General features: G+C 72.3%; 6 protein-coding genes. 2 read left to right on the forward strand and 4 right to left on the reverse strand.

Translation table 11 applies throughout. The features are described from left to right. Positions 1-129: 129 nt before the first annotated feature. Positions 130-1,965, reverse strand: a complete 1,836-nt coding sequence (locus tag DJ476_RS17655) for an alkyl/aryl-sulfatase (RefSeq protein ID WP_112490989.1) — start codon at positions 1,963-1,965, stop codon at positions 130-132. A gap of 151 nt (positions 1,966-2,116) precedes the next feature. On the opposite strand from DJ476_RS17655, the gene DJ476_RS35630 reads away from it, so the two are divergent. Together DJ476_RS35630 and trpS are read left to right on the forward strand one after the other, a co-directional pair. Continuing rightward, complete coding sequence (locus DJ476_RS35630) at positions 2,117-2,251, forward strand: DUF6126 family protein (protein WP_019766779.1); 135 nt, start codon at positions 2,117-2,119, stop codon at positions 2,249-2,251. Between the two features lie 271 nt (positions 2,252-2,522). After that, entirely contained in the window at positions 2,523-3,593 is a 1,071-nt protein-coding gene (gene trpS / locus DJ476_RS17660; RefSeq protein WP_112490990.1) for a tryptophan--tRNA ligase, read from the forward strand. Positions 3,594-3,699: 106 nt separating this feature from the next. Here trpS and DJ476_RS17665 read toward each other — a convergent pair whose 3' ends face one another. The 3 genes from DJ476_RS17665 to DJ476_RS17675 form a co-directional block, all read right to left on the reverse strand. After that, positions 3,700-5,751 carry an NAD-binding protein gene (locus tag DJ476_RS17665; protein WP_112490991.1) on the reverse strand — a complete coding sequence of 684 codons (2,052 nt, stop codon included), beginning with the start codon at positions 5,749-5,751 and terminating at the stop codon, positions 3,700-3,702. 30 nt (positions 5,752-5,781) lie between these two features. Further along, a complete protein-coding gene (locus DJ476_RS17670; protein WP_112490992.1) occupies positions 5,782-10,926 on the reverse strand; it encodes a DNA repair ATPase in 5,145 nt (1,714 codons plus the stop codon). A gap of 442 nt (positions 10,927-11,368) precedes the next feature. After that, complete coding sequence (locus tag DJ476_RS17675) at positions 11,369-13,492, reverse strand: flotillin family protein (protein WP_112490993.1); 2,124 nt, start codon at positions 13,490-13,492, stop codon at positions 11,369-11,371. Positions 13,493-13,647 lie beyond the last annotated feature (155 nt).

A 13,647-nucleotide genomic window follows, 5' to 3' on the forward strand; every position in this document is an offset into this window, starting at 1 on the left:
GGCGTCCGCCTCCTGAGGGTCGCGGGGTGATCCATAGTTGGTTGAATGTTGAACTACACCCTACAACGGGCCGCCCCCGCGACCTATTCCTCCATGGCTCGCCCCAAGGCTTCGTGGCTTCCGTGGGTTCTACGGCGTCACGATCGGGAACGACCTGTCCGGTTCCGTGAGTACGGAGACGAGCTCACCGAGGAGGGACGCGTCACCGCTCTGCTCGATCCCGGCCGGCCCCTCGCCCGCGAGGACGGAGAGCAGCTGCGGCTTGCTGAGGGTGAGCGTCAGCCCCGCCGGGGCCCAGGAACCGGCGCCCGGCCCTGCGGTGCGGTGGGTGAGGGCCCCGTTGTGCAGCGTGAGCCGGTGGCGGACGGGGGCGGTGGCGGAGCCGTCGGTCACGACCAGGTCGATCACCAGCTCCATGTCCCAGGCACGCGGCCCGTCGACGCGTACGGCGAGCGAGTCGATGAGCTGCTCCACGGTGAGCGCCATCGCCATCTCGGGGCTCGCGGAGTCCAGCGCCAGGGTCCCCACGCCCTCCTCCAGCTCCTTGGCGCCCATCAGGTAGAAGTTGCGCCACGGGCCGTTCTCCGCGCCGTGGCCCAGCCGCCGGTAGACCCCGGCCAGCTCGGTGCGGGCCGCCCGGTGCGAGGCGTCCGCGAAGACGACATGGTTCAGCAGGGTCGCGGCGAACCGCAGATCGCCCGCCTCCGCGTACGTGCGCGCCTTCGCCACCACGGCGTCGGCCCCGCCCATGCACTCCACGTACCGCTCGGCCGACTCCGCCGGCGGGTGCTCCCACAGATGGGCCGGGTTGCCGTCGAACCAGCCCAGGTAGCGCTGGTAGACCGCCTTCACGTTGTGGCTGAGCGAGCCGTAGTAGCCGCGTGCGTGCCAGCACTTCTCCAGGGCGGGCGGCAGCTTGATCCTCTCCGCGATCTCGGGTCCGGTCAGCCCGGCGTTGAGCATGCGCAGGGTCTGGTCGTGGAGGTACGCGTACAGGTCGCGCTGGGTGGTGAGGAACTCCCGTACGTTCTCCCGGCCCCAGGTGGGCCAGTGGTGTGACGCGAAGGCGACGTCCGCCGTGTCCCCGAACAGCTCGACGGCCTCGTCCAGATAGCGCGACCAGACGCGCGCGTCGCGGACGACGGCCCCGCGCAGGGTCACGATGTTGTGCATGGTGTGGGTGGCGTTCTCGGCCAGGCAGAGCGCCCGGTGGTCCGGGAAGAGGAAGTTCATCTCGGCGGGCGCCTCGGTGCCCGGGGTGAGCTGGAAGACGATCCGTACGCCGTCGAGCACCTCCTCCTGGCCCGTGTGCGTGATGTCCACCGTGGGCGGGATCAGCGTCAGCGTCCCGGTGGACGTCGTCATGCCGAGCCCGGCGCCGATCTGGCCGTCGGGGGCCTTCGCCAGGCTGTCGCCGTACATGAACATCGCCCGCCGGAGCATGGCGTTGCCCGCGTAGACGTTCTCGCTGACGGCGTGCTCCAGGAAGCCGGCGGGGGCGAGCACCGGAACGCCCGCCTCCGTGCCCGGGGGCAGGACTCCGCGCGCGCCGCCGAAGTGGTCGCCGTGCGAGTGGGTGTAGATCAGCGCGGTGACGGGCCGGTCGCCCCGGTGGCCCCGGTAGAGCGCCAGCGCGGCGGCCGCGGTCTCGGCGGAGATCAGCGGGTCGATGACGACGACCCCGCGCTCGCCCTCGACCAGGGTCATGTTCGACAGGTCGAGCCCGCGCACCTGGTAGATGCCCTCGGTGACCTCGTACAGCCCCTGCCGCGCACAGAGTCGGGCCTGCCGCCAGAGGCTCGGGTGGGCGGTGTCGGGGCACGGGGCGTCGAGGAAGGCGTAGCTGTCGTTGTCCCAGATCACCCGGCCGTCGTCGGCGGTGATCACGGCGGGGTCGAGCGCGGTGACGAAGCCGCGGTCGGCGTTCGTGAAGTCGGCGGTGTCGTCGAACGGGAGGTGGCTCATGGAAGCCCAGTAGAGCTGAAGCGTGCATAAGGTGCATATCGTCACATCACCGCACTGTCCGTTCGAACCAGGCGTACGCTGTCCTGCGCACTGAGGGGGCTGTCCCTGCGCACTGCGGGGGCCGCCATGCGCGCTGAGGGAGGCGGATTCCATGGGTGGCAGGGACATCGAGAGCTGGAAGGCACGGGGAGTCGCCCTGCGCGTCTTCGTCTATGTCTTCGTGACGCACCTCTTCGCGGGCTTCGTCTGGATCCTCTTCTACGTGGGTGGCCACGCGGACAAGTAGCCGACGAGCAGCGGACAACGAGGGAACAGCGGGGGGACGCGTCCGGCGGGCCCGGCCTTATTCACCCGCCCCGTAAGCCCGTGATCGCTACACTCACCGTGTGACCTCCGTACCGTGCCGAAACTGGTGGCGCTCCTTCTAGGAGCGGCCACAGCATCTGTCTGCACGGAACCCAGGGCCGTTCACCATGGACGGCCCTTTCGTATGCCTGCTCCACCCCTCTCCGGGCCGTCCTTTGCGCACCGCACCCACCACCGCGAGGAGCCCCACCATGACGATCACCGCCACTCCCTCCCCCACCCCGGCGGCGACCACCGCCCACCTCCGCAGCACCGAGCTGGAGCACCGGATCGCCCGGGACCCCGCCCGCTTCCGGGTCCTCACCGGCGACCGCCCCACCGGCCCCCTCCACCTCGGCCACCACTTCGGCACCCTGCGCAACCGGGTCCGCCTCCAGGACCTCGGCGTGGAGGTCTTCGTCCTGATCGCCGACTACCAGGTGCTCACCGACCGGGACACCGCCGAGCGGCTCCAGGAGTACACCGACGGCCTGCTCCTGGACTATCTGGCCCTCGGCATCGACCCCGCCCGGTCCACCGTCTTCAACCACAGCGCCGTCCCCGCGCTCAACCAGCTCCTGCTGCCCTTCCTCAGCCTCGTCTCCGTCGCGGAGCTGGGCCGCAACCCCACGGTGAAGGACGAGATCGCGCACTCCCGGCAGTCGGCGGTGAGCGGGCTGATGTACACCTACCCGGTCCACCAGGCGGCCGACATCCTCTTCTGCAAGGGCAACGTGGTCCCCGTGGGCCAGGACCAGCTGCCCCACCTCGAACTCACCCGGACGATCGCCCGCCGCTTCAACGAGCGGTACGGGAACCTCTTCCCGGAACCCGAGGCCCTGCTCTCCGCCGCACCCCTGCTCCTCGGCACGGACGGCACCAAGATGAGCAAGAGCCGCGCCAACTCCATCCCGCTCGGCGCCACCGCCGACGAGACGGCCCGCCTGATCAGGGGCGCGACCACCGACGCCGACCGGCACATCACCTACGACCCCGAGACCCGCCCCGGTGTCTCCTCGCTCGTCCTGCTGGCCGCCCTCTGCCTGGACCAGGACCCGCACGAGGTCGCGGTGGAGATCGGCGGCGGCGGTGCGGCCGCCCTCAAGCGGACGGTGACCGAGGCGGTCAACAGCCACCTGGCCCCCGTCCGGGCCCGGCGGGCGGAGTACGCGGCGGACCTCACGTACGTACGGTCGGTCCTGCGCGCGGGCAACGAGCGGGCCGCCGCGCTCGCGGAACGGACCCTGGAGGAGGTACGGGAGGCGATGGGCACGTTCCGCTAGCGGCCACCGGGACGGCAGCCGCCTCCTCACCGCCGGTTCCGGCAGCGGGTCACCGGGCCGGCAACTGCCTTCTCACTGCCGTTCGGCCGGCGGGCAACCCGCCCCCTCACTGCCCCGGCACCACCGACCGCTGTCGGCGCAGCAGCTCCGCCAGCCCGCGCCGGGTGGCCGCGATCACCACCCGGTCCTGGGCGCGCAGGACATACCCCGGGGGCAGGTCCCAGACCAGGCCGGAGGGCGGCGGAGTGCCGCCTTCCGGGGGGTACGGGGGGACGGCGGCCAGGTCCGGGTTGCGGTCGGCGGGCGGGGTGGCGTCGATGGCCAGGACCCGCCACGCGTGCTCCTGGAACGCCTCCGCCACCGTGTGGCCCTCCAACTGCGGATGGCCCGCCACCTCCAGGGCCGCGAAGAGCATCACCTTCCGCTCGACCGGCACCGCGCCCAGGATCTGGCGGCCCATCATGGCGACGGCGAAGGAGGGGGCGGCCAGGTGGGAGACGGACCGGGAGCGGGTGAGGGCCTGGGGGTGCGCGGTGCGCAGGGTGCGGAAGACGGCGGTGGCGAACTCGTCGTCGTACAGCCGCAGAGCCACCCTCAGGTCCGGCTTGACCGACCGCGCGTACAGCGTCGCTTCCAGGTTCGTCGTGTCGATGCTGGTGAGCGCGAGGAGGGCGTGGGCGCGGCGGATCTTGGCGGCTTCGAGGACGCCCTCCTGGGTGACGTCGCCGAGGACGGTCGGTACGTGCATGGAGCGGGCCAGCGGGATGCCCCGCGCCTCGGGGTCCTCCTCCACGACCACGACGGGGATGTCGAGTTCGCGGAGGCGTACGAGGACGCGCGTGCCGATCTTGCCGAGCCCGAGCAGCACCACGTGCCCCGACAGACCGCGCGGCGGGCGGCGCAGCGAGGAGGCGGTGCGCAGGGTGCCGAACGCCTCCAGGACGGCGGCGATCAGCAGCGGGAGCAACAGGATCCCGGCGATGCCCGAGAAGATCTGGATGATCTTCCGGGCCGTCGACCCGTCCTCCGAGGGGTCGTTCATGCTCAGCAGGTCCAGCAGGATGAGGTAGGCGGAGTGCAGCAGGGTGTCCTCGGTGGTGAGGACCGAGACGACCACCAGGGCGACCGCCGCCAGCGCGAAACCCAGGGCGGACCAGCGCAGTCGGCGGGAGAAGACCTGGGCGAGCGGGGCGCCCCTGCCGCCCATCCGGGTCGCGGGGCGGTCCGGATCGGCGCGGCTGATGGCCTCCAGGACGACGGTCCCGCGGCCGGTGGCGGCGGCCACGGACCGGTCGTCCGGGAGGAGTTCGGGTCCTTCGTCGCCGCTGCTGTCCGAACCCTCCGTCCCCCCCGGGTTGTTGGTGGTGGAGGAGAGCAGGGCGAGCGTGCAGAGACCCGGATCGGCGGTCTCGCCCGGCCCCGGCGGCGGGCGTTCGGCGGCGCGCAGGAGCAGCCCTTCGGCCTGGATGACCTTGCTGCTGCCGGTGGCGGCGGTCGCGGCGAGAGCGGGAGCGGCGGTGTCGGCGTCGGAGAGGACGGTGGTGGAGGCGTCCAGCGTCGCCGGGTCGATGCCGGGCATGGCGACGGCCGCCGCCTGGTCGAGCAACTCCTCCAGATGCAGGCCGAGTTTGCGGTTGTAGAGCCGGATCACCAGCCGTAGGCGGGGGTTGAGGCGGCGGGCGGTCAGGGCGGCGCGGATGTTGCGCTCGTCGTCCTCGTAGACGAGCGCGAGGGCGGCGGCCCGGTCGACGCCCGCCTCCTCCAGCACGTCGTCGGAGGGTTCGGGCGCCTCCATGATCCGGACGGCCTCGACCCCGGCGTTGGTGTCGTTGCTCGCGCCGCCCGTTCCGCCGTTCGCGTTCCCCGCCGTTCGGTTCATCGCCGCCGACATCCGGCCGAACAGGGCAGCCGCGCGGCCCCGTTGGGTCAGCGGTGTCTCGGGGCTGTTGGCGTCGCGGCCGGGCGGCAGGAGGAGGGTGACCCGTTCGCCGTAGACGAAGCGCAGCTCCACGGCGAGCCGGCGCGCCAGCGCGTCGTCGCCGCAGACGATCATGTGACCGGCGGACGGGGGACGTCCCGGCTGCGGACGCCCGGGCTGTGGTCGTCCCGTCGGCGGGCGTCCCGGCTGCTGAGGAAGTGGGGGCACGAAACCCAGCATGCCGTGATCCTTCCGGCTCGGTCTTCCCGCTCACTGTGGAATGTTTGTGATCTTCGCACGGTGGTTCTGAAGCTCTGGCCGGTTCTGATCTCCCGCTGGCTGGTTCGCGGTTCCCTGGTGGTTCGCGGTTCCCTGGTGGTTCGAGGGAGCCTGCGTTCCCCCGTGGTTCGGCGGTCCCGCCAACAGGTGGCGTGGGTCGGCCGCCCGCTGGATCGCCGTCTCCACCGCCGCGATCCGGTCCGCGAGCAGCCCGAGCGCCGCCACCGCCCGGGTCATCGGGTCGCCGTCCGGGCCGCCGAGCGCCTGCGTACGCACGTACGAGGAGGTGATCGCGGCCCACCGCTCGGCCTGCTCGGCGGTGAGCGTCCCCCGCAGGGCCGCCAGCTTCAGCAGATTGGCCTCGGCGCCCGTGGTGAGCGTCTGGGCCTCGCCCGCGTAGTGGTCGTCGACGACGGCGGAGAGTTCGGCGTCGTTCATGACGGGCACGATCCGCTCCGCGATCTTGTTCATGTTGCGGTACGACCCCTGGAGCCGGAACGGCGGCTCGGTGCGCGTCGCGTCCGTCTGCGCGGCCGAGGCGATGTACGCCGCGTTGACCGCGAGGACGGTCTCCCGGGCCGTGAGCAGATGCCGCAGCACGGCCAGTACGGCGTCCAACTCCACTGCAGAGTACGGGTGTTCCAGGTGCTCGGCGCGGGCCGAGGGGTCGCCGCCGCCCGCCAGCCGCACCAGCAGCGCCAGGTCGTCGCGCGAACGCCCGGCGAGCGGGGCGAGCACGGGGTTGGCGGTCAGCGCGTTCTCCACGAAGCTCAGCGCGAAGACGTCCTCGCGCCCGCTCAGCACCTCGCCCAGGTTCCACACGTCGGCCCGGTTGGCGAGCATGTCCGGGATCCGGAACTGCTCGCCGGACTCGGTGTACGGGTTGCCCGCCATGCAGACCGCGAACCGCTTGCCCCGCAGGTCGTAGCTGCGCGGCTGCCCGTCCCGTACGCCCTCGATGCGGCGCGTGGCATCGCACAACGGGATGAACTTCTGAAGGAGTTCGGGCGAGGTGTGCTGGATGTCGTCCAGGTAGAGCAGCGTGTTGTTGCCCGCCTCCAGCGCGAAGTTGATCTTCTCGACCTCCTGCCGCGCGGTCGCGCTCGGCGCCCGGTCCGGATCGAGCGAGGTCACGTCGTGGCCCAGGTTCGGCCCGCTGATCTTGACCAGGACCATCCCGAGCCGGTCCGCCACGTACTCCATCAGCGTCGTCTTGCCGTAGCCCGGCGGCGAGACGAGCAGCAGCAGGCCCTGCGAGTCGGTGCGCCGGTCGGCGTCGGCGGTGCCGAGCTGCTTGGCCAGGCTGTCCCCGATCAGCGGCAGGTACACCTCGTCCAGCAGCCGGTTGCGGACGAACGCCGACATCACGCGCGGCCGGTGGTCGTCCAGCCGCAGCCGCCCCCGCTCGGCGTCCACCAGGGAGGTGCGCAGCCGCTGGTAGGCCCGGAACCCGGGCACGGTCCGCGCCCGGAACCCCCCTGTCCGTGCGAGCAGTTCATCGATCCGTACGGTGAGGCTCCCGCCGCTCCCGATGCGCGGGTGGTCCCCGAGAAGGCCCTCCACGCGCTCGGTGAGCGGGGCGTCGCACCCGTACCGCTCCAGCTCCGGGCAGAGCTCCACCGCCACGGCCTCCGCGAGGTCGCCGTCCGTGGGCGCCTCGCCGGAGGACTGCGCGTACGGGGTCAGCCACCCCTCCACGAGCTGCTTGCGGGCGGCCAGGTCACCGCCGAGGGCGGCGAGGTCGTCCGCGTACGCGCCGGGCCCGGCGGCCCGGTGGAAGCCGGCCAGGAAGGTACGGACCCCGGAGCCCACGACGAACCCGCCGGGCCCGCCGGTCAACTCCTCGAAGAGGTACGCGGCGACGGCGGCGGCCCGCCCCTCACCGTCGCCCCCGAAGTCACCGTCGCCCCCGAACTCACCGATGGCGGAAGCCCACTCCTCCTGGAGCACCGCGATGGCCGGGGCGAGCCCGAAGGTGTCGCGGGCGCGGGCCAGGGAGACGGCACGCCGGGTCCACGAGGCGCGCTGCGCCTCCTCGATGCCGTACGCCCAGAAGAGCTGGGCGGCCGCGCGGACGGCGGGCTCGTGACGCAGCAGCCCCGCACCCGCGTGCAGCCGCAGCAGGGCGCGCAGGATGGCGGTGGCGTCCTCGTCGTGAACGCCCCGGGTGTACCCCTCGTCGTACGCCTCGGAAGCCGACTCCCGTACGAGCGCAGCCAGTTCGTCGTCACTCAGCGCGCCGAGGCGGTCGGCACCGCGCTCCTCCAGCAGCCGGGCCGCCAGATACTCGCCCCGGTAGACGGCGGCCGACTCCGAGGGCAGCAGCTGCTCCCAGTACGGCCGGGTCGCCTCGAACGCCGGGTCGGTGACCGGGGCCCGGTAGTCGGTCCCGGTCAGCGCGAAGGCCAGCCGGTCCCCGGAGGGCACGAGCGTGAGGTCGAACGGCTGGGTGTTCACCGCGAACCGGTGGCGCCCCAGCTTGATGACGGACCCGCCGTCCGCGTACAGCTCGCTGCGGTCCCGCAGGGCGCGCCCGGCCTCCTGACGGGCCGCCTTCAGCCGCCCGTCCAGCTCCTCCGCCCGTACAGGGTCGCCCAGTTCACGCAGTTCGTCAGCCGTGCGGCGGACTTTGGCGACCATCGGGTCGGAGGCGAAGTACGTGTGGACGGCGTCCAGATCGTCCAGCGCGGCCACCCGTCGGCCGATGGTCTCCAGCACCCGCTGCGCCGACCCGGCCAGCCGCTCGGCCCGCCGCGCCCGCTCGTCCTGGAGCGTCTGCTTACGGGCCGAGAACGCCTCGTACACCTCGCTCCGGCGCTCGGCCAGCTCCGAGAGGAAGTCGTCGAACTCCGCGAACCGCGACTCCAGGTTCTCCAACTGGAGCAGCAGCCGCGCGAGTTGGTCGTCACAGTGCTCCGGGGTGTCGGCGGCGGCCAGCGCGCCCGTCACCGCCTGTCCGAGCAGCGCGAACTCGGCGGCGAACTCGGCCCGCCCCTCCTTCGACAGCAGCTCCCGCCGCCGCGCGTCCAGCGTGGCGCGGGCCCGGTTGGCGCCGCCCAGCACTTCCGCGATCCGCTCCAGGATCGACGTGCGGACGGTCGCGTCACCGATCTCCAGCCCGGCCACCACGTCCGTGACGGTGGCGAGCCCGTCCGTCATCGCGGCGAGCCGGTCGGAGACGGCCGAGGCGTCCCGTACGGTCGCCAGCGCGCCCGCGTCCTCGACGAGCCCGGCGATCTCCTCGTGGTACCCGTCGAAGGCGTCCTCACGGGCGAGGAAGGAGACGGCCCGCTGGGCGGCCGAGGCGATGTCGTCCTCGGTCCGGGCCGACAGCTCAGCGATCCGCTCGGCATCGGCGTACCGCATCTCCGCGATGGTCGCCAAGTGGCCGTGTGCCTGCCGGAGTTCGGTCAGCCGCTCCACCCACGCGGCGGCCGACCCCGGCACCTCGCCACGCACCCGCCGCACCAGCGCGGTGATGCGAGTGGCGGTCTCCTCCAGCGCGTCGGCGGCCCGCTGTGTCAGCTCCTGTACGGCGGTGAACTCGGCCAGCACCTGCTGGGCCGTGGCCCGCAGCTCCGCCAAGGGCTCGCCCAGCGAACCCAGTTCGGGGTCGGAGAGCCAGTGGTACCGGTCCTGGGCGCGGGCACAGTCGGCGGCGAGCTGCCCGTACACGGCGGTCGTCGGCGTCATCTCCCGCACCCCGTGCGCGAGCGCCAGACAGTCCGAAATCCCGCGTACGAGATCGGCGTTGCCCGTCCGCGCGAGCGGCCCGGTCCCGGCCGGGCGGGAGGCGGCGTAGGTGTCGGAGACGTACGGCGTCTGCCACCGCTGCAACGGGTGGACGCGCGCCGGAACGTCCGGGCCGTCCGGGTTGTCTCGGAGCAGGATCAGCGTTCCGTCGTCGAGCAGCGCGTGGCCGCGTCCGGTGAGCGGGGTGGCGACCTCCTGGCGGATCAGGTTGTAGGGGAGGAGCAGGCTCCGTACGCCGTCGCGGGAGCGGAAGACGTACAGCACGTCCTCGCCGTTGGGCGAGCGCACCGCGCCCTCGAAGACCGGCTCGCTCAGCTCCTCCGCGGTGTCGAAGGTCTTCGCGGTGCCGGTGGTCAGGTAGTAGCCGCCGGGGAAGATGATCCCCTGGTCCTCGGGGAGCCGGTGGCAGGCGGGTCCGATCCCGTCGAGCCGCTGGACGCTCCCGAGGAGGGAGTTGAAGACCAGATGCCGCCAACTCTCCTCCTTGTACGGCCGCACGCGCAGCAGCGTCAGCGGCCCGACCTCCGCGTACTCCACGTCCGCGTCCGCCAGCGACTGCAACGGCTCGTCGACGGGCTCCTCGTAGATCCCGTCCGGCGACTCGGTGTCATCGGTGACCTTCACGGTGAGCGTGCCGCCGAGCGTGTCGACGAAGAGCCCGCCGCCCTTGCCGATGGCGATGTGCGGGTGGCGGCCGGGGCGGTGGGCCTCGCGCCCGGCGGCGGTCCAGTCGAAGTCGTGGGACGCGGGGAACACATGGTCCCGCTCGCCCTGCGCGTCCAGGAACGCCCCCGGCGTCCCGTCCGCCCCGAGCGTCCAGCGCAGCACGCGGATGTCCTCTGCGTCCTTGCCCGTGCGGAAGACGGCGAGCAGCTTGCCGTTGACGCGGCGCAGCCGGAGCAGCCGGGCGTCGCGGAAGTACCGGTGGAGCGAGGAGAACTCGCGCCGGAAGGCGTCGTCGTCGAGGAGGGTGGGCTGGGGCGCGGGCGTGCCGCCGTCGGGGAGGGTGCCCTGGGACTGGGGCGCGTGCTCGTCCGCCCTGGTGTCCTCGGCACCGGCATCCCGTACGAGGAGTACGTCGTCGACCCCGGCCTCGCCCCGGGCCCCCGGCCCCCGCTCGAACCCGAAGAGCAACTGCCCGCCGAGACCGACGAGATCGCGCGGGACGGCGGGGTGCCCGGTGCGCACCTGCTCGGTGGCGAGGAGCCGCAGCCCGGTCGAGCCGAACTCCTCGGTCCGCCGCGCGTTCAGCGCCTCGGCCCGCCGCACCAGCTCCCCGGCCTGCGCGGAGAGCCGCCGCCGCAGCACCTCGTAGGCACCGGCATCCACATCGCCCTCCGCGCCCTGCGGCGGGGTGGTGGTGGCGGTGATGTCGCTGTCCATGCGTACGGCTCCCTACGTGTCTTCGTCATGTCCCGGCCGCGGCCTCAGTGCCGGCCCGTCCGGCACCCACCCTGGTGGGGCGCCCCACAAGGCCGGTCCGGCCCCCGTCCGGCCCGCCCGCACCCATCCAGCCCGTCCGGCGTTCGAGGACGGAACCCTGGCCCCGGTGGGCCTTTCCCGGCCGGTGAGGTGCCCACCCCCGTGGGGCACCCCACCTGCCCGGTCCTGGCCCTCCGGCTGAGGGTTCCGCCCTCAAACGCCGGGCGGGCTGGAGCTGCTTGCCTGTCCCGGCCGGGGAGGCGCCCACCCCCGTGGGGCACCCCACCTGCCCGGTCCTGGCCCTCCGGCTGAGGGTTCCGCCCTCAAACGCCGGGCGGGCTGGAGCTGCCGGCCCACCCCAGCGTGCGGGCCGGAGTTACCGGCCCGCGAGGGGGCGGTGGCCCTACCCCACGGCCCCGGCACCGGCCCCGTTGCGGACCGCCACATCCCTCGCGGGAGCGCCGACCCCAACCGAGGACACCGGCAGATCCGCCAGCCCCAGCTCCTTCGCCGCCGCCAGCAACTGCTCGACCTGCCCCGAGGCCGCACCCGACGACCCCATCAGCCGCATCAGCAGCGCCGACACCGTCAGGTTCTGCACATCCCCCGTGGAGACCGATCCCAGCACCCGGCTCAGGTCGTCCGTGAACGAGGACGAACCGTCCAGCCACGGCCCCGCCAGCGCCTGCGCGGTCTGGGAGTTGTCCACGAACCCGTCCACCGCCTTGCCGAGCGAGATCGACGAGACGAGCCGGTCGAAGAAGACGGACTCCCCGCCGACGATGTCGATGTCGGCGTTCTCCAGACCCGTCGCCAGCACCGTCGCCTGCGCCTCGGCAACCTGCCGCTGCACTTCGAGACCGGCCAGCCGGATCTCCTTCTCCGCGTCGAGCCGCAGACGGTACTCCTCGTGCGTACGGGACGCCTCGTCCAGCGCCGCCATCGCGGCCGCCTTCTCCGTGAGCCCCGCAGCCTCCGCCTTCAGCTTCTCGCCGATGACCGCCGCGTCCGCCGTGGCCTGGGCCTGCGTACCCTCGGCCGTGGCCAGCGCCTTGAGCCGCGCGCCCTCCGCCTCGGCCTTGAGCCGGGCCGCCGTGGCCTCGGCCTCCGCGAGACCGGCCTTCTCGATGACCTCGGCCTCCGCGTCCCGGACCTGCACCGCCGCGAGCCCCGGCGCGGCCGACTCGGCCTGCACACCCTCGGCCAGCCGCAGCTTGGCCTGCGCGTCCAGGTCGGCCGTCTTGAGCCGCGCCTCCGCGAGCGTGAGCTGCTCGGCCGCCAGGTGCGCGGAGGCCGCCTCCGCCGCCTCGGCCGCCTTGATGTCCTTGACCAGCTTCTCCTGGGCCTCGGCCTCGGCGGCGATGATGACCGACTTACGGGCCCGCTCGGCGTCCTCGACGGCGCGCAGGGTGAGGATCGACTCCTCCTGCTCCGCCACCGTACGGTCCACCGCGATCCGCTCCCGGATGACGTCCGCGACCTCGCGGCGCTCGGCCTCGACCTCCTTGGTGGCGGCGATCCGGTTCAGCTCGGTCTCGCGCTCGCGCCCGATGACCTCCAGCATCCGGTCCTTCTCGATGCGCTCGCTCTCGACGGCGATGACGCGCTCGCGGTTCTTCTGCGCGACGGCGATCTCCCGCGCCTGGTTCTCGCGCTGGATGCCGAGCTGCTCCTCGGTCTTGATGAACGCGGTCTGCGCGCCGAGCCGCTCCTCCTCCTGCACCCGGGCGGTGGCCGCCTCCTCACGGGCGCGCAGGGTCTCGACCTCGCGGCGCTGCTTGATCTCGGCCTCGGCCTGCCGGCGCTCCAGCTCCAGGATGGCCTCGCGGGCGTCGACGTCCTGCCGGGTGATCTCCTTCTGCTCGGTGCGCTGGAACTCGTTGGTGCGCACGTGCTCGATCGCCGTGAGTTCGGTGATCTTCCGGATGCCCTGGGCGTCGAGGATGTTGGAGCCGTCGAGCTGGGACATCGGGGTCTGCTCGAGGAAGTCGATCGCGGCGTCGTCGAGGTGGTAGCCGTTCAGGTCGGTCCCGATGACCTGGATGATCCGGTCCCGGAACTCCTCGCGCTTGGTGTACAGGTCGACGAAGTCGAGCTGCTTGCCGACGGTCTTGAGGGCCTCGGAGAACTTCGCGGCGAAGAACTCCTGGATGGCGGCCCGGTCGCTGGCCCGCTCGGTGCCGATGGACTGCGCGACCTTGATGACGTCCTCGACGGTCTTGTTGACCCGGACGAAGAAGGTGATCTGGATGTCGGCGCGGATGTTGTCCTGGCAGATCAGCCCTTCGCGTCCGGCACGGTGGATCTCGATCTTCTTCACCGAGATGTCCATCGTCTCGGCCTTGTGGAGCACGGGCAGGACGACGGCACCGGTGAAGGTCACGTCGACCTTCTTGGTCTTGGAGATGATCAGCGCCTTGCCCTGCTCGACCTTGCGGAACAGCCGGGTGATGACGAAGGCGATGGTGATGACGATGAGCAGGACAACGGCGATGAGTACGCCGACGCCCAGGGAGATGGCATCCATAAGAGTCCTTGGCGGCTGGAAGGTACGGAAGGAAGTCAGGCGAAGCGAAGAAGAAGAGCGAAGAGGAAGGAGGAAGGACAGAGGCCACGGCGGCCATCGGCATCGGGCACTGGCATCGGACCTCGGGCGTCGGACCTCGGGCACAGGCCCGGCCA

Source organism: Streptomyces bacillaris (assembly GCF_003268675.1).
GTDB classification, from domain to species: domain Bacteria; phylum Actinomycetota; class Actinomycetes; order Streptomycetales; family Streptomycetaceae; genus Streptomyces; species Streptomyces bacillaris.